General features: G+C 47.1%; 21 protein-coding genes. 8 read left to right on the top strand and 13 right to left on the bottom strand.

All coding sequences use genetic code 11. From position 1 onward, the window contains the following. Nucleotides 1-96: 96 nt before the first annotated feature. From barA to AEA42_RS19385, 3 genes are all read left to right on the top strand, one after another. Nucleotides 97-2904, top strand: a complete 2808-nt coding sequence (gene barA / locus AEA42_RS19375; protein WP_055648580.1) for a two-component sensor histidine kinase BarA — start codon at nucleotides 97-99, stop codon at nucleotides 2902-2904. Beyond that, a complete protein-coding gene (locus AEA42_RS19380) occupies nucleotides 2879-3478 on the top strand; it encodes a YjaG family protein (RefSeq protein ID WP_055648581.1) in 600 nt (199 codons plus the stop codon). The genes barA and AEA42_RS19380 overlap by 26 nt, the downstream gene beginning before the upstream one ends. Nucleotides 3479-3620: 142 nt before the next feature. Next, on the top strand, nucleotides 3621-3854 hold the full coding sequence (locus AEA42_RS19385; protein ID WP_037421131.1) for a DUF3319 domain-containing protein: 234 nt from the start codon (nucleotides 3621-3623) through the stop codon (nucleotides 3852-3854). Between the two features lie 2 nt (nucleotides 3855-3856). Here AEA42_RS19385 and lldR read toward each other — a convergent pair whose 3' ends face one another. After that, complete coding sequence (lldR, locus tag AEA42_RS19390; RefSeq protein ID WP_055648582.1) at nucleotides 3857-4756, bottom strand: LysR family transcriptional regulator LldR; 900 nt, start codon at nucleotides 4754-4756, stop codon at nucleotides 3857-3859. 252 nt (nucleotides 4757-5008) lie between these two features. Between lldR and AEA42_RS19395 the strand changes: the two genes are divergently transcribed. Together AEA42_RS19395 and recN are read left to right on the top strand one after the other, a co-directional pair. Then, the gene (locus AEA42_RS19395) at nucleotides 5009-5971 is read left to right on the top strand and encodes an AEC family transporter (RefSeq protein ID WP_037426245.1); all 963 of its coding nucleotides are present in this window, start codon (nucleotides 5009-5011) and stop codon (nucleotides 5969-5971) included. Between the two features lie 129 nt (nucleotides 5972-6100). Next, entirely contained in the window at nucleotides 6101-7759 is a 1659-nt protein-coding gene (recN, locus tag AEA42_RS19400) for a DNA repair protein RecN (protein ID WP_037421122.1), read from the top strand. 116 nt (nucleotides 7760-7875) lie between these two features. On the opposite strand, the gene AEA42_RS19405 is transcribed toward recN, so the two are convergent. The 9 genes from AEA42_RS19405 to glyA all read right to left on the bottom strand — a co-directional run bounded on the left by AEA42_RS19405 (nucleotide 7876) and on the right by glyA (nucleotide 15431). Next, nucleotides 7876-8370: a phosphatidylglycerophosphatase A gene (locus tag AEA42_RS19405; RefSeq protein WP_037426249.1), complete on the bottom strand. Its 495-nt coding sequence runs from the start codon at nucleotides 8368-8370 to the stop codon at nucleotides 7876-7878. Continuing rightward, nucleotides 8370-9326: a thiamine-phosphate kinase gene (gene thiL / locus AEA42_RS19410; protein WP_055648583.1), complete on the bottom strand. Its 957-nt coding sequence runs from the start codon at nucleotides 9324-9326 to the stop codon at nucleotides 8370-8372. The genes AEA42_RS19405 and thiL overlap by 1 nt, the downstream gene beginning before the upstream one ends. Before the next feature lie 78 nt (nucleotides 9327-9404). Continuing rightward, the gene (nusB, locus tag AEA42_RS19415; protein WP_011073312.1) at nucleotides 9405-9809 is read right to left on the bottom strand and encodes a transcription antitermination factor NusB; all 405 of its coding nucleotides are present in this window, start codon (nucleotides 9807-9809) and stop codon (nucleotides 9405-9407) included. Nucleotides 9810-9823: 14 nt separating this feature from the next. Then, a complete protein-coding gene (ribE, locus tag AEA42_RS19420; protein ID WP_011073313.1) occupies nucleotides 9824-10300 on the bottom strand; it encodes a 6,7-dimethyl-8-ribityllumazine synthase in 477 nt (158 codons plus the stop codon). A gap of 139 nt (nucleotides 10301-10439) precedes the next feature. Beyond that, on the bottom strand, nucleotides 10440-11543 hold the full coding sequence (gene ribBA / locus AEA42_RS19425) for a bifunctional 3,4-dihydroxy-2-butanone-4-phosphate synthase/GTP cyclohydrolase II (protein ID WP_047534781.1): 1104 nt from the start codon (nucleotides 11541-11543) through the stop codon (nucleotides 10440-10442). Nucleotides 11544-11610: 67 nt separating this feature from the next. After that, entirely contained in the window at nucleotides 11611-12267 is a 657-nt protein-coding gene (locus AEA42_RS19430; protein ID WP_011716201.1) for a riboflavin synthase, read from the bottom strand. A 7-nt stretch (nucleotides 12268-12274) separates the two neighbouring features. Beyond that, entirely contained in the window at nucleotides 12275-13420 is a 1146-nt protein-coding gene (ribD, locus tag AEA42_RS19435) for a bifunctional diaminohydroxyphosphoribosylaminopyrimidine deaminase/5-amino-6-(5-phosphoribosylamino)uracil reductase RibD (protein WP_055648584.1), read from the bottom strand. 111 nt (nucleotides 13421-13531) lie between these two features. Next, entirely contained in the window at nucleotides 13532-13981 is a 450-nt protein-coding gene (gene nrdR / locus AEA42_RS19440; protein ID WP_011073317.1) for a transcriptional regulator NrdR, read from the bottom strand. A 196-nt stretch (nucleotides 13982-14177) separates the two neighbouring features. Further along, nucleotides 14178-15431 carry a serine hydroxymethyltransferase gene (gene glyA, locus AEA42_RS19445; RefSeq protein WP_055648585.1) on the bottom strand — a complete coding sequence of 418 codons (1254 nt, stop codon included), beginning with the start codon at nucleotides 15429-15431 and terminating at the stop codon, nucleotides 14178-14180. A gap of 190 nt (nucleotides 15432-15621) precedes the next feature. On the opposite strand from glyA, the gene ettA reads away from it, so the two are divergent. Next, nucleotides 15622-17289, top strand: a complete 1668-nt coding sequence (gene ettA, locus AEA42_RS19450) for an energy-dependent translational throttle protein EttA (protein WP_047534771.1) — start codon at nucleotides 15622-15624, stop codon at nucleotides 17287-17289. Between the two features lie 121 nt (nucleotides 17290-17410). On the opposite strand, the gene AEA42_RS19455 is transcribed toward ettA, so the two are convergent. Then, on the bottom strand, nucleotides 17411-18349 hold the full coding sequence (locus AEA42_RS19455; RefSeq protein ID WP_055648586.1) for a LysR family transcriptional regulator: 939 nt from the start codon (nucleotides 18347-18349) through the stop codon (nucleotides 17411-17413). A 190-nt stretch (nucleotides 18350-18539) separates the two neighbouring features. On the opposite strand from AEA42_RS19455, the gene AEA42_RS19460 reads away from it, so the two are divergent. Next, nucleotides 18540-19439 carry an MBL fold metallo-hydrolase gene (locus AEA42_RS19460; RefSeq protein ID WP_055648587.1) on the top strand — a complete coding sequence of 300 codons (900 nt, stop codon included), beginning with the start codon at nucleotides 18540-18542 and terminating at the stop codon, nucleotides 19437-19439. A 113-nt stretch (nucleotides 19440-19552) separates the two neighbouring features. Further along, complete coding sequence (locus AEA42_RS19465) at nucleotides 19553-20218, top strand: DsbA family protein (RefSeq protein ID WP_055648588.1); 666 nt, start codon at nucleotides 19553-19555, stop codon at nucleotides 20216-20218. Nucleotides 20219-20373: 155 nt separating this feature from the next. On the opposite strand, the gene AEA42_RS19470 is transcribed toward AEA42_RS19465, so the two are convergent. Beyond that, the gene (locus AEA42_RS19470) at nucleotides 20374-20709 is read right to left on the bottom strand and encodes a TapY2 family type IVa secretion system protein (RefSeq protein WP_055648589.1); all 336 of its coding nucleotides are present in this window, start codon (nucleotides 20707-20709) and stop codon (nucleotides 20374-20376) included. A gap of 22 nt (nucleotides 20710-20731) precedes the next feature. Next, nucleotides 20732-24364: a PilC/PilY family type IV pilus protein gene (locus AEA42_RS19475; protein WP_231640421.1), complete on the bottom strand. Its 3633-nt coding sequence runs from the start codon at nucleotides 24362-24364 to the stop codon at nucleotides 20732-20734. Between the last annotated feature and the right edge of the window lie 644 nt (nucleotides 24365-25008).

Genomic DNA, 25008 nt, shown 5'->3' on the forward strand with positions numbered 1-25008 from the left:
CCTCTAAATCAATAAAAAACTGGTCAAGACTGCCCTTTTTCTGGCAGTCTTATAAAATTATATCGTCCCTAGAACTTAGGAAACTGCGCTGCGGCTATGAACCCTGTCAACAACATGACCAAATACAGCTTACGTTCCTGGGTTCTGGTGCTTGCGCTTGCGCCGACGATCTTAGTCGGTATTCTGCTGGGCAGCTACTTTACCATAAATCGCTTCTATGAACTCGAAGATACGCTGATTGAGCAGGGCAGTAATATTATCGAGCCTTTAGCGATTGCCAGCGAAGTGGGACTGGTCGGTAATGATAGGGAAGCAACGAAAAGACTCCTTGCCGCAGCCCAACTCAATAAATCCACGCTGGTTAAATCGATTGCGATTTTTGATATCCATAATCAACTCTTTGTTACATCGCACTACCATAAAGATTTCGAGATCATGCGCTACAAAGAGGCACTAACCAATCTGCATAAAACCGAAATTGAACATGTAGGCGACAGCCTTATTCTACGCACACCTATCTTTGCAACCGCTCAGCCTACGGGTGGCGAGCCTGCAAATTTTGATATCCAAACCGATAATGGCGAGTTACTCGGCTATATTTCGGTCATTATCAATAAAGAACGCGCCTTGCTAGAGCAACACAGAGCCGCCGTGGCCGCCTTTATTATCGTGTTGATTGGGGTGCAATTGAACCTGTTGTTTACCTTTCGTCTGGTTAAAAACGTCACCCAGCCGATTACCGAAATGGTGCGGGTGGTCGCCAAAATCCGTGAGGGTAAACTGGATGCGCGGCTCGAAGGCAATCTTATCGGTGAGCTAGATTTGCTTAAACGCGGTATTAACGCCATGGCGGGCTCGCTATCGGAATATCACGATGAGATGCAGCAAAATATCGATCAGGCAACTTCGGATCTGCGGGAAACCTTAGAGCAGATTGAGATCCAAAACGTCGAGCTCGACTTAGCCAAAAAACGCGCGCTGGAGGCCAGCCGCATTAAGTCGGAATTCTTGGCGAACATGTCCCACGAGCTGCGCACACCATTAAACGGCGTGATAGGATTTGCCCGTCAGCTCGTTAAAACCCCGCTACACTCGAGCCAAGTCGATTACATTAATACCATCGAGCGCAGCGCGACTAACCTACTGGCGATTATCAACGATATTCTCGACTTCTCTAAACTCGAAGCCGGTAAAATGGTGCTAGAAAACATGCCATTCGGCCTAAGGGAAACCTTAGGTGAGACAATCACTTTAATCTCGGGCAGCGCGCAGGCAAAAGGACTGGAGTTAGTGGTCGATATTGCTCCCAACGTTCCCGACAATGTTAACGGCGATGCGATGCGTGTTTGCCAAATTATCAATAACTTAGTGGGCAATGCCATCAAGTTTACCGATTCGGGCAGTGTGTTAGTCAAATTAGAGTTACAAAACCAGACAGATGATCAAGTGGTGCTTCGCTGTGATGTGATTGATACCGGCATTGGGATTGATGAAAACCAACAGGACTTCCTGTTCCAAGCCTTTGGTCAAGCGGACTCCTCGATTTCTCGCCGCTTTGGAGGCACAGGGCTGGGGCTGGTCATCACTAAGCGCCTCGTCAACCAAATGGGCGGCCAAATTGGCTTTACCTCTTCGGTGGATAAGGGCTCTAACTTCTGGTTCACCCTGCCATTGGGTCTAGGTCAATTCCAGATTGGCGATTCGCTGCCCTTTGAAAAACTTAAAGATAAAACCGTGTTGTTTTATGAACCCAGAGTACTCACCCATTCTGTGATTAGTCGTCAGCTAAAACAGTGGGATACAAAAGTCACGCACCATCAACACATACCAAGCTTGCTGACGACGCTCTCGACCACTGAGCATCAATTCGATTATGTGCTGCTGAGTTGCCATGGATTTAGCAATCCGAATCAATTGGTCAGTACCTTAAATCAAGCTAAGAGTAAGACAGATTGCTTGATTGTGCTGTTCGATTGCCAAGAGCAGGAAGTACTAAGCCAGTTTATTCGCCCCAATGCCGATGTGGTGTTGTCACTGCCAGTGAGTGAACACCAATTGGCGCGTAATATGCTCTATCCACCAATGGAATATGACATTTTACCTCCCGTGGCGATTACCGTCCCCGCTGCTCGCCAGTCCCTTACTGTGTTGGCGGTGGATGATAACTTTGCCAATTTAAAACTGATTGATACCCTGCTTAACGAGTTAGTGACGACTGTCATTGCCGTTAACAGCGGTGAAGAAGCCGTTAAACAAGCCAAGAGTCGCACCTTTGACCTTATCTTTATGGATATCCAGATGCCGGGCACCGACGGCATCAGCGCCACTAAGCAAATCCGCCAAGGGTCGATGAACCGCAACACGCCCATTATTGCCGTGACCGCCCACGCGATTGCCGAGGAACGTGAGTTGATTTTAGGCAGCGGCATGGATGGTTACTTGCCTAAGCCCATCGATGAAGCCGCCCTCAAAGCGGAGATAAACCGCTGGATAACTCGGCCCAAGTTCACCCACTTCGATTTACACACCCTCAACTGGGATCTTTGCTTAACCCAAGCCAACCATAAGTCGGATTTAGCCTTAGATATGTTGCGCATGTTATTGGATTCCTTGCCACAAACTGTCTCGGCAATTGAGACGGCGCTGAGTCAGAACGATCAAGCGACTATGCTCACCACTATCCACAAACTCCATGGAGCCAGTTGCTATTGCGGAGTACCGACCACACAGCGATTATGCCAAGAGATTGAATCGGCATTGAAACGGGATGCTCGTGTCGAAGATCTCGAACCGGAAATACTAGAGTTACTTGATGAGCTAACTAAGGTAGAATCGGCGGCAAAACAAGTGCTATCACAGCTATCAGCGGAAATAACAGATGACCAAAAAAACGGGCTTCTTTAAGCGTTTAAAGGCGCTAGAACTACCACAGAAAAAACTCTTTGCCATTGCCCTTTGCCAACGAATGTTACCTAACTATCAATTGTTTTCAGAGGTTTGCGAGTTTGGCGATCCTGCGGTATTAAGCACAGTGCTCGATCTTCTTTGGCAATCCCAGTACGACAATAAGCTGAAATTCAACATTGATGTGCATCTACAGCGCTTAGAAGATAACACCCCTGAACCCGCCGATTTTGATAACTATGGCGTATACCCAGCGATGGATGCCGTGGTTGCACTTTCCACTTTGCTTGGGGCGATTCAAACCAACCTTGAGGAAGATATAACCAATATCAGCAAGTTATCCTCAAGCACTGTGGCGAACTATATCGAGACTATCAGCGATGTAGAGTTAACCGATGATGCCTTAGATGACTACGTCTTCGCCCATGAAGTGATGGAAGAAGAGCGCGCGCTACAAAATACCCTGCTGGAAATTATCGAAGAAAACCCTAAGATTACTGCCGAATTAGTGAAGGGTTTACGCAAAGAGATTATCGAAGCGGGTGTATCGAATATCGGGATCAGCGTCGCATAATAAACCCTTTTAAGGTCTAGGGTTTATCTCTTCAGTTGCCTTGAAAATCCGGTGATGTTACCTAACATTTTTACTGCTTAGGTAGCATCAGCGACGGGTTTGAATCACCGGAGGATAGAGTCAACTCTATAACCCATTCAATATGAAAAAAATTGTTTATCAAGGTTTTATTTTAACCAACAGCGAAGGCCTTACCGATACCTGGAAACTCACCATAGGCGGGCAAAACCGTATTGGTTCTCTATTTGAATTACGCCGTTTAGTGAATTATTACCGTGAGCTTGGGATTGTGCCCGCCACCCGCGCGAGCCTGCAAGATGCTAAGCAAACGCAAAACTCCATGAGCCAAAATACTTTAAAACCCCGTAAACGTTAATCTTAAGCCATTGAAAAAAGTTCGGGCGCTTTGGATTGCATAAACTCGATAAACACCTTCACTTTCAGCGGTTGCTGACTACGCTGGTGATAAAGAATCGAAATTCTACGTTGTTCGCCAATCCATTCCGGTAAGAGCACTTTTAAACGCCCTTCTTTAATCTGTTGTTTTACGAATAATTCTGGCCCATACAGAATACCACCATGGTCTAAGGTCGCTTGAATCGCGCCATGGAGATCCGTGAGCGTGAGTTTTGTTGGGCCATTAAAATAGAAAGACTCGCCATTAGGATGCTTTAAATGCCAATTAAACAGCGGCCAAACTTTGATCAGCTGATGGTTTTCAAGATCATCGGGATGGGTTAATTCAGGGGCAAGGGCTAAATATTCCGGCGTTGCAAACAAACGATAATCAAGCTCACCTAAAGTACTCGACACCCAAGAAGAATCAGGCTGTGCACCACCGACAATCGCGACATCAATCCCTTTATCAATTAAATCCACTAACTCATTGCTTTGGGAAATGTGTAAACGAATATCGGGATATAAACGGCCAAACTCGTTTAATGCGTGAATAAAGATAATTGAAATAATTGAGATTGGCGCAGCTATCCGCAATGTGCCTTCAGGTTTATCGCTGCCAATGCCACTGAGCTCATCGAACTGCGCAATCGCACTCTGATATCGCTGAAATAACGCTAAACCTTCCTCGGTTAACCTCAGCTTACGGGTACTTCTCATAAACAATTGCTTATCGAGTTTTTCTTCAAGCTTGGCCAGCTTACGGCTCACGGTGGCGATAGGCATATCGAGCACTTTCGCGGCTTGAGAAAAACTGCCCGCATTCACCAAATGCACAAACAGATAAATTAACTGCAGCTCAGCGCCAACATCATCAGCCATGTTCAATCCCATCGTTTAGCGTGAGTGCCGCTCACAGGTATAAGGCACTAACTCATTGTGTTTTAAACGTAGAATTATTCATTTCTACGACCATAGCGCAATAGCTTCCAAGGTTAATCCTATGCTATTTTGCCAATAAGTTTACTGCGCTAACACCGATTATCGTCAATTACCCTAGGTATTATTCCCTGCTAGCGCACCCACAACGTCTTCTTGCGGGAAAGCAAAAACACAAAAGGATGAGTGAGGGATATGACCATTTTAACCCCTCTGTTTGCCGTCTTCGGGATCATGCTGCTCGGCACACTTGTACAAAAACTGCGTTTTCTCCCAGTAGAAACCGACCAAGTGCTCAATCAATATGTCTACTATATTGCGTTTCCTGCCATTCTCTTGATTGCACTGGCGCAGCAACCGATTCAAGAAATTCTGCAATGGGGATTTATTGCAGGCTATAGCGCCGCCATGCTGATGATTTATCTGATTTGTGTTGGTATATCCTTACTTTTCAATCCTAAACAGCATGCAATTGCCGCCGTGCGCGCCTTAAATGCCACCTTTGGCAATACCGCATTTATTGGTATTCCGCTGCTGGTGATTATATTTCCTGAACAACAAAGCGCCCTAGTTGCCGCCGCCATAGCCAGTTTATTGTCCGTGCTTATGTTTGCCGTGGCCTTGGTCTCGCTGGAGCTTACGACAAATACCCACAGACAACACCACGCCGTAGTGATCATGTGTTTAGCTGTGGTTAAAAATCCCATCGTTATCGGCTGCTTTATCGGCATTGCAATTTCGGCATTGGGGATAACACTGCCCTCTGGCGTAGCCATGATGATCCAACAAATTGGCAATACCTCAAGCCCCTGCGCTTTATTTGCCGTTGGTATGGTATTAGCCAAAGCCATGCGCTACCAAAAAGATAGCAAGGTATTTAGCCTGACGAATCTTATCGAACTTAGCCTTATCAACCTCTTTAAATTAATCCTACAACCCGCATTGGTTTTCTTCATGCTTAAAAGCGTTGGTGTTAGTGGAGATTACTTAGTGATGGGTGTAATCCTCAGTGCCTTACCTACGGCGGCCAGCGTCTATTTACTTGCTCAGCGCTATAACACCCAAGCCTCAACCAGTGCGCAGGGGATATTATTTGGCACTATAGTGACTTTTTTTAGCTTACCTATTTTAGAGCAACTTGTTAAAACCTATTCATAAACAAGCGATTAAACTCTAGCTTATTGCAATGTGTCGAATATTTACCCAAAGCCACTTTACTGTATATAAAATCAGTATATACTGTTTATCAATACAGTGATTTGGTAAGTTATTCGACAGGAACTCATTATGCTTTGCCAACTCAGCATTAATAATTTCGCTATCGTCCGTTTTCTCGAACTGGATTTTCGTCCCGGTATGACCAGCATTACTGGTGAAACTGGCGCAGGTAAATCCATCGCCATCGACGCCTTAGGTTTGTGCCTAGGTAATCGTGCCGATGCCAGTAGTGTTCGCCCTGGTGCAAGTAAAACCGAAGTCAGTGCTCGATTTTCACTACACGATGTTCCCCTTGCCAAACGTTGGCTCGAAGATAACGATCTCGAACTTGATGATGAGTGTATTCTGCGTCGAACTATTGGCAGTGATGGCCGCTCACGCGCCTACATTAATGGCAATCCTGTGCCGTTAACTCAACTGAAATTACTCGGGCAATTGCTGGTCGGTATCCATGGGCAGCACGCCCACCATGCTATGCTAAAGAGTGAGCATCAACTCACCTTGCTCGACAGCTACGCCAATCACAGACTACTGATAGACACAGTGGCAGCAAGCTATCAACGCTGCAAACAAATCGAAGCCGAACTCAAGCAATTAGAAGCCTCACAGCATGAACGTATTGCCCGAAAACAGCTGGTGCAATATCAAGTTGAAGAGCTAGATGAATTCGACCTCAAGGTCGGTGAATTTGAGGACATTGAGCAAGAGCATAAACGCCTCGCCAATGGCACTGAACTGGTGGATAGCTGCCAAGCCAGCCTATATTTACTCACAGATGGCGAAGAGAGCAATATTGAGTCACTGCTTAACAAGGCTGTAAGCCTTGCTGAAAATTTGCAAAGCTATGATCCCGCATTAACCAATGTGAGTACTATGTTGAATGAGGCCCTAATTCAAGTACAAGAGAGCGCGGGAGAATTACAGCATTACCTGAGTAAACTCGAACTCGATCCCGCGCATTTTGCCTATTTAGAGGAACGACTCTCAAAGGCTATGCAACTGGCCCGTAAGCATCATGTTAGCCCTGACAAATTAGCCGAACATCATTTGGCACTCAAAGCGGAACTCACAACCCTCGATGACGATGAAACTAAGTTAGAGGAAATCCAACTCCAAGTTGAAGCGAGTAAAACCGCTTACTTAGCGAACGCACAAAAACTGAGCCAGAGCCGCGCCCGTTATGCGAAAGAACTGGATAAGTTAGTGACTCAATCTATCCACGAACTCAACATGCCCAAGGGTAAGTTCACCATTGAAGTGAATTTTAATCCCGAGATTATGTCGGTAAATGGCAGCGATAATATAGAGTTTATGGTCACCACCAACCCAGGCCAGCCTTTACAACCGATTTCACGGGTAGCCTCTGGCGGTGAATTGTCGCGTATCGGTTTAGGCATCCAAGTGATTACCGCGAAAAAGGTTGCCACTCCTACCCTGATTTTCGACGAGGTGGATGTCGGAATTTCAGGCCCGACCGCAGCTGTGGTTGGACGAATGCTGCGTAGTCTAGGAGAATCGACTCAAGTACTTTGTGTAACCCATTTACCTCAAGTTGCTGGTAATGGCCATCAACATATGTTTGTGAATAAATTCAACAAGGCGGGCAGTACAGAAACCACAATGATGCCTTTGGATAGGGAGCAACGTATCCAAGAATTAGCCAGACTTCTTGGTGGCGATACAATTACTTCTAACACTCTCGCCAATGCACGAGAACTATTACAGTAAAAATACAGTAAGCCACTGCAACGAAAATAAAGCTTTATAACCAATGCCTTATCTACAGCAGATAAGGCATTGGCATTTATAGGGTAACGAACTTTAGTTTGGGTTAACTAAAGATATTATTGGCTAATAAAGACAATCACTTGCAGACAAATAAGTGCAAAAAATCCTGCTAATACATCGTCTATCATAATGCCGAAACCACCTTCAACTTTGGCGTCGAGCCAACGTATCGGCCAAGGTTTTAGGATATCGAATAGCCGAAACAGCACAAAACCGACAGCAAGCCACAGAATACCAGCAGGAGCGGCAATCATAGTGATTAATAGGCCTGCAACTTCATCCCACACAATCGCACCATGGTCATGTACGCCCATGTCCTTAGCGGCCTTATCGCAGATATAAATCCCCGCGAGTACGCACACTAAGGTCACGGCTAAATACCAACACAAGGGCAACTGGGCCAATAATAAATAGAGCGGGACTGCCGCCAAAGTACCAAAAGTACCTGGCGCCTTAGCCGCTAAACCACTGCCAAAACCGAGGGCTAAAAAATGAATAGGATTTTTAAGGGACAGGCGCGACAGCGCCTGATCTTGGGATAACAACTTCATTAAAAATGCTCAAAACCGTGGTACGGTGGCGTAAATAGCTCACCATTAAGTTGCAACTTAAGCTTACTGCCCGCACAGATTTGCCCAACACGGACAAACTTAGTACCAGCATGGCTGAGGGCGGTTTCTAACGCACCTTTTTGTGACTCAGGCACGGTAAAGAGCAGTTCATAATCCTCGCCCCCCGTCAGCGCATAGCCTAATGCATGTTCTTCGCTCACGGTATCTTGCATCGCGCGCGACAAAGGAATCGCCCCCACATCGACTACAGCGCCAACCTTTGATGCCTTGAGGATATGCCCAATATCCGAGATAAAACCATCGGATAAATCGATGGCACTGGATGCCAAAGAGCGCAATGATTGCCCAGCCAATACTCGAGGAGTGGGTCGATAATGGCGATTAATCAAAAACTCTTTATGCTCCGCTCGCGCATGTTGCACGCCGCGGATCAAGTCCAGCCCTAACGCAGAATCACCAAGCGTACCCGTTACATAAATCCAGTCACCGGCCTTAGCGCCATGACGGGTCAAGGCTTTACCATGGGGGACTTGCCCGTGCACTGTGATATTAATTGCCCTAGGCCCGCGAGTTGTGTCACCACCTATTAAGGCGATGCCATAATATTCTGCCGCTTCAAACAGGCCTTCACTAAAACCACTCAGCCAGGTCTCGTTAACCTCTGGCAAAGTGAGTGCAAGCGTCATCCACGCAGGCTCGGCCCCCATTGCCGCTAAATCAGAAAGATTTACCGCTAAGGCTTTGTAACCTAAGGCTTGAGGTGGCATATCGGGGAAGAAGTGAACATTTTCGACTAAGGTATCGCAGGAAATGGCGATCGACTTGTTTTCGGCGGGCTGCACAAGGGCGCAATCGTCGCCAATACTCAATTTGACATCACGGCGTGTTGGGCCGCGGTGATTGAAATAACATTCAATAAGCTGGAATTCTTTCACTGTACAGTTTGGCGCGACTCACATCGGCCACCTTTGTTAGCAATGAAAAACGGTATCCTAAGATACCGTTTGTCCTTATTACTTACGTGCAACCAGTTTGTCGAGTAATCCATTAACAAACTTATGGCTTTCATCCGCACCGAAAGCTTTAGCCAGTTCAATCGCCTCGTTAATGGCAACTTTAAATGGCACATCTTTACGGAAAGTCAGCTCATAGGCCGCTAGGCGCACTATGGCTTTCTCCACTGGAGACACCTCATCAATGGGGCGATCTAAGTGTGGAATGATCAACTCATCCAATTGGGTTTTCTTAGTTGCTACGCCTGCAAATAGCTCACGAAAATAAGCTACGTCTACACCATCGAGACTCTGTTCAGTTAAAAACTCATGCTCGACATCGGCAATATTATTCCCGCTTAGTTGCCATGAATAAATGGCTTGAACGGCTAAACGGCGGGCCTTGCGGCGCTCAGAAGGCTTCATTATTTTTCCTACTATTACAACTGTTGTTCAAGCTGTTGCAGAACGTTGACCATTTCAAGCAAGCTTAGCGCAGCTTCGCCGCCCTTGTTACCCGCTTTAGTACCTGAACGCTCAATAGCTTGTTCAATGGTATCTGTCGTCAATACACCGAAGGCAACGGGCAGATCGAACTCTAATGCGATTTGAGCTAGACCTTTGTTACATTCGCCTGCAACAAAATCAAAATGAGGGGTACCACCACGGATCACAGCACCAAGTGCAATGATACCGTCAAACTTACCACTTGCGGCAACACGACGTGCAGCCAGTGGTAACTCAACCGCACCAGGTACACGGACGACAGTGATGTTTTCATCACTGACTTGGCCAAAACGTTTCAGCGTGTCAAGTGCACCTTCAAGCAGGCTCTCAACTAAAAAGCTGTTAAAACGCGAAATTACAATCGCAACTTTGGCATTCTTCGCTTCGATATTACCTTGAACTACGTTCATTTTCTTACCTAATTTAGCTAAAGCACCCGGCTTGGGCGAAAAGTGGCGACATAATACCACAGTCAATCGCCCACAGCCCTATGCAAATTATACAAATGATTAATTTTACCTTAGTGTAACGTCTAACAAGCTCGGCCTGTTACTCCGCCACGTATTCGGTCACTTCAAGCCCAAAGCCTGAGAGTGAATGGTAACGCTTAGGCGAGCTTAAGAGTCGCATTTTGGTCACGCCTAAACTGGCCAGAATTTGTGAACCTACACCGACACGGCGTGAAGTACCTTGCCATTTGGCTGACACGGGCGTCTGACCTTGATCTTCCGCCTCAAAGGCTTTGACTTTAGCGAGGATTTCACTGGGATGTTCTTGATTGCCAAGCAATACTAACACACCACCTTCGGCAGAAATCCGCGCCATCGCTTTTTCGAGCGGCCAGCTGCGTTGCTGATCGCGCTCAGAATGGAGTAGATCGTTAAACGTATTCTGTAAATGCACCCGCACTAAACAGTCAGGTTTCACCTCGCCCTTCACTAAGGCAAAGTGCAATTGGTTGTCGATAGTATCCCTAAAGGTCACCATATCGAACTCACCAAAACGGGTTGGCAGTTTGCATTTTGCTTCACGCACAACGGTCGTTTCTTTGGTGTTACGGTATTCAATCAGCGCCGCAATAGTGCCGATTTTAACGCCGTGTTTTTCAGAGAAAATCTCTAAATCAGGACGGCGGGCCATGGTGCCGTCTTCATTGAGGATCTCAACAATCACGCCCGACGGCTCAAGCCCCGCTAAACGGGCTAAATCACAACCTGCTTCTGTGTGGCCAGCGCGGGTTAACACGCCGCCGTCCTGCGCCATTAATGGGAAGATATGCCCAGGCTGAACTAAGTCCGACGCTTTGGCATCTTTAGCCACGGCAGCTTTTACCGTTACGGCGCGATCATGGGCCGAAATCCCGGTGGTTACGCCTTCGGCAGCTTCAATCGATACCGTAAAGTTAGTCGAGAACTGCGCATTGTTATTGGTTACCATCAAGGGCAGATTTAGCTGCTGGCAACGAGCTTTAGTCATGGTTTGGCAGATGAGTCCACGACCGTATTTCGCCATAAAGTTAATCGCTTCTGGCGTCACCAACTCGGCCGCCATAATCAGGTCGCCTTCGTTTTCTCTGTCTTCGTCATCCATCAAAATAACCATTTTGCCTTGACGAATATCCTCGATGATCTCTTCTATACTGTGCAGCGCCATTGTAGGACCTTTATGATTTTACTGTTGTTATGAAATTCTATACCTAAGTGAGCTAAGTGCCAGTGCCCTAACGCACAAAGCCAGCACGGGCTAACATTTCCATGGTCACCCCACCGCCTTGGGTTTCTTTAGTATCAAAGCGCATTAAACGCTCTAAATAGCGGGCAATTAAATCCACTTCAATATTCACCTTATCGCCGGCTTTCAAATCCACCAACGTGGTTTCACCCGCGGTATGGGGCACTATGGTTAATCGGAAACGGTGTCCATCGACTTCGTTTACCGTGAGGCTCACGCCATCGATGGTAATAGAACCTTTATGGGCGATATAGCGAGCCAGCTCCGTAGGCGCCGCTAACCAAAACTCAATCGCCTGGCCCCGCGCCAAACGCTGCTCAACGGTGGCAATGCCATCCACATGGCCGCTCACCATGTGCCCGCCGAGGCGAGTTGTCGGGGTAACGGCTTTTTCAAGATTAACCTTAGTACCCACTTTGTAGTTAGCAAAGCCTGTGAGACTGACAGTTTCAGCCGACACATCCGCCACATAGCCATCGGCTAATTGCTGAACCACAGTCAAACACACACCATTGGTGGCGATACTGTCGCCTAAACGCACATCGCTTAAATCCAGTTTGCCACTGGCGACCGTCAAACGAATATCATCGCCTTTACGTTCAAGCTTTCGCAGCGTGCCAACGGCCTCAATAATCCCAGTAAACATGGTTAACTCACTTATTCGCTAAAGATGGATTGGACGTGAGCCGCAAGGTGAAACGCGTATCCGCGCCCACTTTACGCTCATCGACCAGTTTGAGGGTCGGAATATCGGCCATCATTTGATAATCGGGTAATTCGAGTAGATTACGTCCTTGTGCGCCAAGAATTTTCATCGCTTGATACAGTACTAACTCATCGGCTAATCCCGCGCCGATAAAGGCACCTGCTAAGGTCGCGCCCGCTTCGATAAGCACCTGATTACAGTTTTTGCCTAAATAGCTTAAGAGTGTGGGCAGCGAGATGCGACCATCAATCGCCGGTAATTGAAGACAAGTCACATGGGACGGCAACTGCGCCATAAAGGCTGGCGAGTATGGCTCAGTTGAGACTAATAAAATCGGCGATTCAATCGCAAGCAAAGCTGCCTTAATCGGCATGCGGCAGCGACTGTCTAAAATCACCCGTAGCGGTTGTAAAATTTGCGCCTCACTCAATAGTGAGTTAAGACTGCCAAGCTCTGAGTAGCGCACATTGAGGGATGGATCATCGGCCAGTACGGTTTCAATCCCAGTTACTATGGCGCAGGCGCGCAAACGTAAACGCTGCACATCGCGGCGAGCTTCGGGGCCTGTAATCCACTTAGAGACACCATTGGATAATGCGGTTTTACCATCGAGACTCGCGGCAAGCTTTACCGTCACCCAAGGTAGGCCCGACTCCATGCGCTTCATAAAACCAAGATTTAAAGCATAGGCCTCATCGCGATGTAAACCGACATCCACTTGAATGCCCGCATCGCGCAGCATTTGAATACCGCGACCACCGACCTGAGGATTGGGATCTTCAACCGCCACCACCACACGTTTTACACCGATATTGATCAGCGCCAAGGCGCAGGGCGGCGTACGACCATAATGGCTGCAAGGCTCTAAGGTGACATAGGCGGTCGCGCCACGGGCAAGCTCGCCAGCCATGCGCAGTGCATGCACCTCGGCGTGGGGCTCGCCGGCTTTTTGATGATAACCTTCACCGACAATCTGATTATCTTTTACGATAACGCAGCCCACACTGGGATTGGGGCGAGTGGTATAAAATCCTTTGCGAGCCAGTTGTATGGCTCGGCTCATCATCTGGTTATCGAGTTCTGACCAATTCATATAAACCCTATGAAATCTTGAGGAAGCGTGCCCGAATGCAGCGCAAAACGAGGCACTAACCTAAGCACGAACCTAAGCACGAACCTAAGCACTAACTTAAGATAACCCATGTTACTTTTGCAGTTTCGCAATCGCCTCACCAAATTCGGAGACGTCTTCAAAGGCGCGATAAACCGAGGCAAAACGAATATAGGCAACCTTGTCTAGGCTCATTAACTGTTCCATCATCAAGTTGCCTATCATCTCGGATGGCACTTCACGCTCGCCAGTCGCCCGCAGCGTTGACTTGATTTTACTTAAGGCCTGCTCGATTTCATCCATGGACACGGGGCGTTTTTCGACCGCGCGTAACATACCTGCTTGCAGCTTTTCTTCATCAAAGGGTTGACGCGTGCCATCACGTTTAATCACCCGTGGCATGACTAATTCGGCGCCTTCGAAGGTGGTAAATCTTTCGTGGCATTCGGTGCATTCTCGGCGACGACGCACTTGATGGCCTTCCGCCACTAATCGGGAATCGATCACTTTAGTATCTGTCGCGCTGCAAAATGGACAATGCATTGAGCCTCCTGCCGTGAATGGAATAAAGCCTATCTTGCTTAAACCGAGCAGGTTTAAGTCTAAGATTTTAGCAATAAAAATGGCCGCTTAATGCGGCCATGGGATTTTATCCTATTTATCGGCTGAGGTTAACCACCTAAGCTTAACGACCTAAGCTGTTGTGAACTTAGCCGATATATTCGGATAAATTAACGAATTAACCGTAAACAGGGAAACGGGCGCACAGTGCCAATACTTGGCCTTTTACGCGCTCGATGACCGCTGGATTGTGAGCATCGTCGAGGATGTCACAGATCCAACTGGTTAACTCTTTCGCTTCAGCTTCTTTAAAGCCACGGCGAGTGATCGCAGGCGTACCAATACGTACACCAGAGGTCACGAATGGAGAACGTGGGTCATTTGGCACAGAGTTTTTGTTTACTGTGATGTTCGCGCTACCTAAAGCGGCATCGGCTTCTTTACCCGTCAGGTCGCGACCGATTAAGTCCACCAGCATTAAGTGGTTGTCAGTACCGCCAGAAACGATTTTGTAACCGCGCTCTAAGAACACTTCAACCATAGCTTTAGCGTTCTTAACCACTTGTTGTTGGTAAGCTTTGAACTCTGGCTCTAAAGCTTCTTTGAAGGCTACCGCTTTACCCGCGATAACATGCATCAAAGGACCGCCTTGACCGCCTGGGAATACCGCAGAGTTCAGCTTTTTGTATAACTCTTCATCATCGGCAGCAGACAGAATGATACCGCCACGAGGACCGGCTAAGGTCTTGTGAGTGGTTGAGGTCACAACGTGCGCGTGTGGCACTGGGTTTGGATACACACCAGCGGCGATAAGACCCGCAACGTGTGCCATGTCGACAAACAGATAAGCACCGATTTTGTCTGCGATTTCGCGCATTCTTGCCCAGTCAACGATACCTGAATAAGCAGAGAAACCACCGATCATCATCTTAGGCTTATGTTCAACCGCCAGACGTTCCATTTCGTCGTAGTCAATTTTGCCTGATTCATCGATGCCGTAAGGAATGATGTTGTACAGTCTACCGGAGAAGTTAACAGGTGAACCGTGGGTCAAGTGACCACCGTGAGCGAGGTTCATACCTAAAACGGTATCGCCTGGTTTTAACAATGCCATGTAAACGGCGCTGTTTGCTTGAGAACCTGAGTGAGGTTGTACGTTTGCGTAAGTCGCGCCAAACAGTTGTTTTGCACGCTCAATCGCTAAGGTTTCAACTACGTCCACATACTCACAACCGCCGTAGTAACGCTTGCCTGGATAGCCTTCGGCGTACTTATTCGTTAGTTGTGAACCTTGCGCTTCCATCACGCGTGGACTGGTGTAGTTTTCAGAAGCAATCAGCTCAATATGCTCTTCTTGACGCAGAGTTTCGTTCTGAATTGCGTTGAACAGTTCCGGATCATAATCTGCGATATTCATATCTTTTTTCAGCATTGCTTACTCCAGCTGCCAATTCTTGTAGGTAGGGTTGCGCGGTATTCTACTCGTAACGAGCCGACAATCCCAGTCTCTGAAACATGAAAATCCTACAGTTTTAGCTTGAATGCGCCTCAATGCCGAGTTGAGTTCGGCGCGCAATCGAGTAGAATTAGCCGCATCATTAGTCACTTATAGATGCAGAAAAATGGCTCAGTTTGTTTACAGCATGTTGCGGGTGGGCAAGGTTGTTCCGCCTAAGAAGCAGATCCTTAAAGACATTTCCTTAAGCTTTTTCCCCGGCGCCAAGATCGGTGTGTTAGGTCTTAACGGTTCAGGTAAATCCACCCTACTGCGCATTATGGCCGGTATCGATACCGAGATTGAGGGTGAAGCGCGCCCAATGCCAGGGCTGAAGATTGGTTACCTGCCACAGGAACCCAAACTCGACCCAACGCAAACCGTGCGTGAAGCGATTGAAGAAGCGGTTTCTGAAGCAAAAAATGCCCTCAAACGCTTAGACGAAGTCTATGCCGCTTATGCAGAACCCGATGCGGACTTCGACGCGCTTGCCAAAGAGCAAGGCGAACTTGAAGCGATTATTCAGGCGCAGGACGCTCACAATCTAGACAACATCCTTGAGCGCGCGGCGAACGCGCTACGTCTGCCTGATTGGGATGAAAAGATTGAAGTCTTATCGGGTGGTGAGCGCCGCCGTGTGGCGATTTGCCGTCTGCTGCTGGAAAAGCCAGAGATGCTGCTACTCGACGAACCGACCAACCACTTGGACGCCGAATCAGTCGCTTGGCTCGAACACTTCCTGCAGGAATACTCGGGCACCGTTGTGGCGATTACCCACGACCGTTACTTCCTCGACAATGCTGCTGGTTGGATTTTAGAACTTGACCGTGGTGAGGGTATCCCATGGGAAGGTAACTACTCTTCATGGCTAGAACAAAAAGATGCCCGTTTGAAGCAGGAGTCTGCCGCAGAAAGCGCGCGTCAAAAGACCATTGCAAAAGAATTAGAATGGGTTCGCCAAGGCGCGAAAGGCCGTCAGTCTAAGGGCAAGGCCCGTATGGCGCGCTTCGAAGAGCTGAACACCACTGATTACCAAAAACGTAACGAAACCAACGAGCTGTTTATTCCGCCCGGACCACGTTTAGGTGACAAAGTGATTGAGGTTAAAAACTTAACCAAGTCCTACGGTGACCGCGTGCTGATCGATAACCTGTCGTTCTCGATTCCTAAGGGCGCGATCGTCGGTATTATCGGTGCCAACGGTGCAGGTAAATCGACCCTGTTCCGCATGCTGTCAGGCAGCGAGCAGCCAGATAGCGGCACCATTGAGATAGGTGAAACAGTACAACTGGCGTCGGTTGAACAGTTCCGCGATTCGATGAATGACAAAAACACCATTTGGCAAGAAATCTCTGGTGGTCAAGACATCATGCGCATCAACAACATGGAAATTCCAAGCCGCGCCTATGTGGGCCGCTTCAACTTCCGTGGTGCAGATCAGCAAAAGATTATCGGCACTCTGTCGGGCGGTGAGCGCAACCGTGTTCACTTAGCTAAACTGTTGCAGGCTGGCGGTAACGTACTGCTCCTCGACGAACCGACCAACGACTTAGACGTTGAAACCCTGCGCGCACTGGAAGAAGCGATCCTCGAATTCCCTGGTTGCGCTATGGTGATCTCGCATGACCGTTGGTTCTTAGACCGTATCGCGACTCATATTCTGGACTACCGCGACGAAGGCCAAGTTAACTTCTACGAAGGTAACTACACCGAATACTCAGCGTGGTTGAAGAACACCTATGGCGCCGATGTGGTTGAACCACACCGCCTGAAATACAAGCGCATGACGAAATAGATCGAGAATCTAGAATCTAGAATCTAGAATCTAGAATCTAGGCAAGCGTGTATCTGAGGAGGTTAACTCGAAAGGGTTAAGCTCCTTTTTATTGCATTGAATTTAGGGTGAGGATTTTCCGTTATTTCAGGCTGGCACTATATTCATGCTGGTTCATGCTAGCAAAGTAGGCCACTAGCATATCCATCATCACTCTTAAGGCGGGCTGCATATGTTTACGGGATTGATACACCCCATATACGCCCAAAGATTGAGGTTTAAACTCCCGCAGCAGTGGCACTAATGCCCCCGAGTCGAGATGCGGTTTAACCGCCCACAGGGGCTGCATAGCAATCCCCTCGCCGGCCAAGGTGGCGTTTAGTACCACCATAGAATCATTGGCACTTAAGTTACCTCTTACGGGAATATTAAAAAGCTGCCCCGCCTCGATACCATCAGGATGAATAATTTGGGTAAACCGCCACATCACATCGCCAAAGTAGGAATAGGTTAAACAGTTATGCCGAGTTAAATCCTCGGGATGGCTAATAAGTGAATGGGTGGCAAGATAACGCGGTGCGGCGCAGACCACGGACTCACATTCCCCTAAACGTCTGGCGATTAGACTAGGATCGAGCTCATTAGTGATACGTATGGCAAGATCAATACGTTCGGCAACTAAATCAACAGTTTGGCTGCTAACATGAAAGTTCACACTCGCCTGAGGATATTGGGCTAAGTAGGGACGAACGACCGTGGGAAGGAGCAAATGCGCTATAAATTGTGAGCAACTGATCCGCAGCAATCCTCGCGGTTGGGCACTTTGGGCATGGCTGACCGCGGGGACTTCCTGCGCTAATTCCAATAACCGCTGACAATAATCGAGCACTTGCTCGCCCGCACTGGTTAGACTCAAACGTCTTGTCGAACGGTGCAGTAAGCGTGCGCCTGACCATTCTTCCATCTCGCTTAAATAGCGGGTCACCATAGAGCGAGACATATCCAGCGCTTCGGCGGCGCCAATCATGCTGCCTCGTTCAACAATAGTCACAAAAACCTTTGCCGCTTCGAGTCTATCCATGGTTTATCCGCCCTTATGTTGATTGCTTTGCACTAAATAATCGGTTTTAAACGCCAATTCATCCGAATTATGCAACAAATAAGCGCAATTTTCCGTGTTTATCTAACGTTTTTTGCAACCTAAACTAAGCTCACTTTTGCAACAGTGCAAATCAACGAATGCCCATTTGAAAATATAAGTGAGAACAGAAATGACACTATTGAATAATCTAAAGTTAAGCTCTTTAAAACCCCAGTTAGCTGCAACCATGCTGGTGGCGGGAATGGCTACTGCTCAGGCAGCACCTTTGCAAGTGAGCCATTTTAATCCGGGCGAAAACAGTATTTTTGCGGTGTCTTCAAGCTTTATCAGCGGCGAGCATGAAATGATGCTGGTCGATGCTCAATTTCAAAAAAATGATGCCCAGACCTTAGTGGATACCATTAAAGCCAGCGGTAAAAAGCTTACCTTGGTGTATATCAGCCATAGCGATCCAGACTTTTACTTTGGATTGGATGTGATTAAGCAAAACTTCCCCGAGGTCGAAATCGTTGCCACTCAAACCACAGTCGATGACATTAAAGCCTCGATGGAAGGCAAGCTCGCCTACTGGGGACCGATTTTAAAGGACAATGCCCCGAGCCAATTAGTGCTGCCTAAGGTGGTTACCACCAATCGCTTTAGTATCGACGGTGAACAAGTGCTGATAGAAGGGCTAGAGGATGCTCACCCTAAGCATACCTTCCTGTGGGTACCGTCGGCTAAAACCATCACTGGTGGCGTTGAAGTGTTTGATAACACCCATGTTTGGATGGCAGATACCCAAAGTGTTGAGTCGCGTAAAGCCTGGTTAACCCATTTAGAAAAGATGGAAGCCTTATCTCCCAAAGAGGTTATCCCTGGACATTATCTCGGTGATGCCAGATTTGATAAGCGCGCCATCGATTTTACTCGCGATTATATTAATGCCTTTGAAAAGGCAGCCAAAACAGCAAAAGATTCTGCGGACTTAATCGCCAAGATGCTCAAGCTCTACCCACAAATTCCTTTAGATGCAGGGCTTGAGATCAGTGCCAAAGTCATCATGGGTGAAATGCGCTGGCCAATGTAAGGGAATAGGGGCATGGATATCTCCATGCCCCATTCAATCTGACATTCGCGCTTAGGCTAGCCCTTAAGCCAAAAAGCCAGAACAAAAGACTGTTTTTTGTAGGAATAATTGCGATGAACCCAACTATCAATACCACCACCAAAGCTAAGGCCGTGTTACATGCCATTATCGATCCCTTGTGCGGTTGGTGTTACGCAGCCGCACCGCTGTTTGATGCAGCAGCCGCTGCCGGATTTACCATCAAACTCCACGCAGGTGGCATGCTCACAGGACCAAGGCGCAAACAGATTGATAACCAATGGCGCGATTATGTGATGCCCCATGATCAACGGATTGCCGCGATAACCGGACAAGCCTTTGGTGAAAACTATTATGAAGGCTTATTACGTGATACCAGCATTGTACTGGATTCTGCGCCCCCCATTAGAGCTATGCTTGCCGTTGCAGCCTTAGGGGGCAATGAGCTAGCTTACCTACATGCAGTGCAACTCGCCCATTATCGCGATGGCAAAAGCGCCAGCGATGAACAGAATCTACATCTTTTAGCGGAAAAAATGGGAATAGATGGCGCTGCCTTTACGAAGGAATTTGCCCAAAATGAAGACGCGTTTTACCAGCACATTTTGGCATCACGGGCGCTGATGAATCAGCTGGGTGCCCAAGGTTTCCCTTCAGTAGCACTCACGACAAGTGAGGGAAATCTGCGTTTACTCAATCACAGCCGTTTTTACGGTCATCCGAGCAAGTGGCTTGAGTATCTGAATGAACAAGTGTCTTAACACGCCACTTTCTTGAAAGTGCGCCAGTCTTACATTTTACGTATGAAGACTCAAACCTTGGCTTTTTGAGTCTGGGGTTTCCCCCTTAAACGATGGGATAAGTCACTATAGGATTTATCCCATCGGCATTTTCAATGTTGATACCACAGGCCAAGTTAACCCTGATTCTCGGGCGCAAGCTCGGCTTGCTTTGCCTGTTCTAGCGTAAAAGGCTCACTCCTTTTTACACATTCAAGTACCGCTTTCGCGTAGAGCGGAATCGGCTTATCCCGAGGTAAACGCGGTAATTGTGTACCTGGCAACCTGAGTAAATAGTCATTCACCTTAGATTCAAACCACGAGAAACGTATCAATTTAAATCCTTGATTCGTTTCTAAATAGCATTTGTAATCCTGTCGCTTCTCAGTTTCTGTCGCCAGCGCTGACCATTGGAATCCCGCTAGCAGCAACAAACCAAGGGTACCGTATTTCATCATAAGGCTATTACTCATCTCGACTCGTTAACTCTTTACATCATTGACTGATGTAATAATAAATTTTGTTCGTTGTTGGCCCGCCCCCAATACACTTAGGGTTACCACTTTCACATGTCGCCTCATCTGGCACCGCATTACCGATACCAATCAAAAACATATCTGGCGTTGGTACTTTAGCATTCGGGTCCTTAGGCTGCTCGGCAGGCGGGATCACTAACTGCGGCGTATCCAGTACCAACTCACCTGCATACAAATAATCTGTTTTGTAACCACGAGTGCCCCTGTGCAAATTCTTTTTATAAAGATAGCCCTTACCCGAACTCAAACATTGGTTGACTGAGCCATCACTACCAGGCACAAAACTGCTGAAGTACACTTCCCCCCCCACTATGGTCGCAGATGACAGGCTCTTTTCGCCTTTACGAGAGAAGTTATAGTACCAACCTCGTTTTTGACTAAAAACGATTTCACTGGCCTGATCATTGGGCGCCGCCGAACTGACATCATATAAATCACTTAACTGTAGCGTTTTAGGCACAGGCTTTTGATTTGATTTACCTTGGAATGATTGAGTGACTATGTTTCTATCTTGCAATGCAAAAAACATATCCGAGCGGGAGACATCACTTGGCTTTGCCCTGTGGCCACTCCCGACAACAATTGCGTCGTAAGGAATATTCTGTGATGTGACAACTTTGGTCGATGTTCCATTAATGACTTTAGTCAGCTCAAAGGTATTGGAGATCAAGGTCTGGGCCACTGTAGGCCCAGAAAAGAATCGCCTATCTCCTGCCACTGAACTCTTATCCCCTAATGCGGCAAATTTAAATCCCGACCAGGTCGACACATTCGCGGAGGGCATATCCATCCGCCATACATTACCTTGGATATCTGTGGCATAGATTCTATCGGTATGACCATCACCATTGCCGTCTAATACAGCAACACTGCTTGGAATACTGTTGGCAATACCTGGCAATGGCGTGTTAGCCCCACTGCCGCCAAATTGATGGATTAACGCCCCCGTTTGCGCATCGACAATAAACACGCCACGGCCACTGCTGTCATCAGTACCAATCTCAGCGCCATCTTTAGTTGAAGGGGAATATCCGCCACCAAAAATCAATACAGGCTTATCGCCAGTCGCACTTGGAATTGTCGTCACCACAGGCGTCGACCAAGATTGCCCTAACTCGCCCATACCGGGTGAACTGGCATCTATCTTCCACATAAAACTGGGGTTATCAGGTGTGGTCACATCGAGGGCGTAATACGCATTGCCGCCTCGGCGCATTCCCACAAATACCCATGCCTTTTCAATCCGTTTGCCCTGCATTTTGGTGTAGGCAACTGGCGAGCCATCAATACCGTATACCGAGTGTACGCCCGTCGGCGCGTTAGCCTTGAGATCGCGAAAATTCGGCAGTAGCTCATAGGGGATAAATCCCCAAGTCTCAGACACGCTATCACCTTCATCCTTAAACATATGCAGGAACCCATGGTTCGTCCCGACAAGAATTCGGATATCGGGTTTAGCTTCAGAACCAAAATTGAGAGCTAAGGGCTTGGAATGTAGAGCATCTCCCATTATATCGGCGCGCCAATTTGGGGTTGCGCCACTGGCAGTACTTAAGTCCTGATTTTTATCGTTATCAACATCGATTCCCTTCGCCCAGTCAAATAGCCCAGTGAGTTCTGTTTCATCGACCCCCATATAGGTGGCTAAACGCACATTATCCCCAGCTTTTCGAGCTGCATTTGACAGAGTAAAAGCGCTCAATCCACTGCCAAAATTACTGTATAAAGTGCGACTAGTCGCCTGCTGCATCGCGGCTAGCACCCCACCACGCTTAACATCGTTACCATCACCGCTGCTTCCGCATTCTTCAGCTGATGTCCAATAGGAGCAAGCATCGGCTTTGATATTGCCATCTTCGCCTATCACATTTTTGCCTTTGCTATCGACAACATCACCGTCACTGGTCACCTTGAACTTTTTAATATTCCCTAGCCATCTTGGTCCCTTATTAGGCAAGAACATAGAGTAATATGCTGAATCAAAGGTTTGAGTACGATTGAAGTTATTGCTCGCTACCGAGGGGGAAGTAAAGCTGGCATTTTTTTCGAGGATATTATTTAAAGCCGTTTGCAATGAAGAACGTAATTGACTGGCATCGGTGGCATCAAAATACTTACCACCGCCATTATCGGCGGTTTGCTTCAGTAGGTGCTCGGCACTGGCTGCACCTTCACTAAACCCAATGGTAAAGGTTCTAACGGTTTGTTTTCCGGCTAAATTAGGATTCACATCCTCAGTTCGCATCCAGCCAGAAAGCGCACTGAGATAACTTTTCGGATTGGAAGTATGCTTACCCACACCATTGGTTAAACGCTCAATAATGCCATCGGCCGCGTTATCAAGCGTCGGCTCGCCGTCGGTGATATAGACGATATACGCTTCATTTTGGCAAGGCTTAAACGGCGAATTGTACGTATTACTTCCAATAATAAGCGCAGCTGGGTCAGTAAAGGGATTAGAACTGGCGTTGTAGGTACCTTGGTAACGCCCCCAATTATCGTAGTAATTATAATCGCTATCATCATCGCCAAAATACTGTTCCTGCCCACCAAAATAACGATAGGCTTCGTAGAGCGTTTCGCATAGCGGTGTATTTTGGGCATAACTAATAAGATTGACCCTTTTCAATAAATCAATTTTGGCTTGGGCGGACATAGTCTTAATCCCAGAGATAATCCGCCCACCGTCACGCGCACCATCACGTGGCCCATTCATATTAAAAATAGCTAAACCAAAATCCACACCCGGCGTAGTTAAAACCACACTTTCAATCGCATCTTGTGCCAGCTCTAGACGGGTTTTATTGACCTTCTTTTTAGTACCATGGTGCCATTTTAAATAATCTTCGGTATAAACTGTGACCACTTTGCCGGAGCCAAAACCTGTTTTCTGCGCCTTTGCCTTCGCGCTTGCCTTAGCACTCTCGGATGAGTGAATATTGACTGCCGTGTACCGAACGGGTCTAGCTGCTGAGCCTAAACTATCAACGGGTAAACCGTTAGCCTCACCAACCGCATTACCGAGTCTTTCATCTTGGATATCTTCAAAACAATCGACAGCGGCTATCGAGCCACCGTTTAGCTCAGAAAATTCTTTCCACGCACCAGTCCCCCCCGAAAAACCATACTCACGAAAGAAACCAGTGAAGGTGCCATACCTATTGAGGTAATCCCACGAGCTTTCACAGCCATTGAGTGCGGCATTAAACTGACGCATTTCACGCTGAGAGGCAGGATTAGGTAACTCAGCATTATCAGCAGAACCTCGGCTATAAAATAGCTTTCCCGACTGGGCATAGTTAGCATTACGTTTATTCTCGTAAGGAGCATCGACCCCATAGGCAAGATTACTCATACTGCCGGAGTTATCGAAAATGATCAGCACCTGCGGGCGCGAGCCATTACGGGCGGACGCTTCGAACACATAAAGCTCTGTATCATCAGCAATGCTTGACGCAGTAAATAAACTCACCACGCCAACAACGAGGCTCGAAATAATAAAAGCGACTATTGAAGTTAACGTATGGCGGACGTTTTGAAGGCGAGATTGACAAATATGTTTCAATAAAACGTAATTAAGCGAAAAGTTCATCAACGAGCTTTTCTGACATTTAAATAAAAACTGACTCATACAGTATGCGCATCTGTTATTAAGGAATAATAAAGCACCTGCATTTACAAAACTAGGATTTAAATTGTTTAAAAAGGCCAAATTAACCGCACAATAAACAGTAAATTAACCAAACGTAAAACAGTAAAATCATAAACTTAGGCTACTTCCAGCAATTATTACCATTATGCACACCGAATTGACAACAAATAAATAAAAAATGTAACCAATAAAAATATCACCATCATAGTAATGAGCTAAAAAATAAAAAAAGTGACACTTATGATATTGAGAATGCGCTATTAACGTTATAGGAAATAAAGGAGAACACCTGCCAAAAAATTTAAAAAATGCTATACCATTAATTTAACTTGCCAAAACAAAACAGGCTGAACAACAAACATAGAGATAAAGCGCTGAAGAATCCCCTGATGATTTACAAATAAATCATCAAATTAGGGTGGAAGCGCATCTTGTTGCATGATCAAATGGTTTCGCCAAAAACTACACTTGGACAACAAGATGCGCGAAGCCAATATCCTACAACATTCTTTACACCAATACTGCCCAGAACTTCACCTAAAACGATTAAACAGCTTGATGCTGGCCTCTAAGGCACTGATTGA

Origin of the sequence: Shewanella sp. Sh95 (assembly GCF_001308045.1) — a bacterium.
Lineage (GTDB): Bacteria > Pseudomonadota > Gammaproteobacteria > Enterobacterales > Shewanellaceae > Shewanella > Shewanella xiamenensis.

Coding starts and splice junctions, on each gene's coding strand:
- barA (WP_055648580.1), top strand. CDS start 97: ATGAACCCTGTCAACAACATGACCAAATACAGCTTACGTTCCTGGGTT.
- AEA42_RS19380 (WP_055648581.1), top strand. CDS start 2,879: ATGACCAAAAAAACGGGCTTCTTTAAGCGTTTAAAGGCGCTAGAACTA.
- AEA42_RS19385 (WP_037421131.1), top strand. CDS start 3,621: ATGAAAAAAATTGTTTATCAAGGTTTTATTTTAACCAACAGCGAAGGC.
- lldR (WP_055648582.1), bottom strand. CDS start 4,756: ATGGCTGATGATGTTGGCGCTGAGCTGCAGTTAATTTATCTGTTTGTG.
- AEA42_RS19395 (WP_037426245.1), top strand. CDS start 5,009: ATGACCATTTTAACCCCTCTGTTTGCCGTCTTCGGGATCATGCTGCTC.
- recN (WP_037421122.1), top strand. CDS start 6,101: ATGCTTTGCCAACTCAGCATTAATAATTTCGCTATCGTCCGTTTTCTC.
- AEA42_RS19405 (WP_037426249.1), bottom strand. CDS start 8,370: ATGAAGTTGTTATCCCAAGATCAGGCGCTGTCGCGCCTGTCCCTTAAA.
- nusB (WP_011073312.1), bottom strand. CDS start 9,809: ATGAAGCCTTCTGAGCGCCGCAAGGCCCGCCGTTTAGCCGTTCAAGCC.
- ribE (WP_011073313.1), bottom strand. CDS start 10,300: ATGAACGTAGTTCAAGGTAATATCGAAGCGAAGAATGCCAAAGTTGCG.
- ribBA (WP_047534781.1), bottom strand. CDS start 11,543: ATGGCGCTGCACAGTATAGAAGAGATCATCGAGGATATTCGTCAAGGC.
- AEA42_RS19430 (WP_011716201.1), bottom strand. CDS start 12,267: ATGTTTACTGGGATTATTGAGGCCGTTGGCACGCTGCGAAAGCTTGAA.
- ribD (WP_055648584.1), bottom strand. CDS start 13,420: ATGAATTGGTCAGAACTCGATAACCAGATGATGAGCCGAGCCATACAA.
- nrdR (WP_011073317.1), bottom strand. CDS start 13,981: ATGCATTGTCCATTTTGCAGCGCGACAGATACTAAAGTGATCGATTCC.
- glyA (WP_055648585.1), bottom strand. CDS start 15,431: ATGCTGAAAAAAGATATGAATATCGCAGATTATGATCCGGAACTGTTC.
- ettA (WP_047534771.1), top strand. CDS start 15,622: ATGGCTCAGTTTGTTTACAGCATGTTGCGGGTGGGCAAGGTTGTTCCG.
- AEA42_RS19455 (WP_055648586.1), bottom strand. CDS start 18,349: ATGGATAGACTCGAAGCGGCAAAGGTTTTTGTGACTATTGTTGAACGA.
- AEA42_RS19460 (WP_055648587.1), top strand. CDS start 18,540: ATGACACTATTGAATAATCTAAAGTTAAGCTCTTTAAAACCCCAGTTA.
- AEA42_RS19465 (WP_055648588.1), top strand. CDS start 19,553: ATGAACCCAACTATCAATACCACCACCAAAGCTAAGGCCGTGTTACAT.
- AEA42_RS19470 (WP_055648589.1), bottom strand. CDS start 20,709: ATGAGTAATAGCCTTATGATGAAATACGGTACCCTTGGTTTGTTGCTG.
- AEA42_RS19475 (WP_231640421.1), bottom strand. CDS start 24,364: ATGAACTTTTCGCTTAATTACGTTTTATTGAAACATATTTGTCAATCT.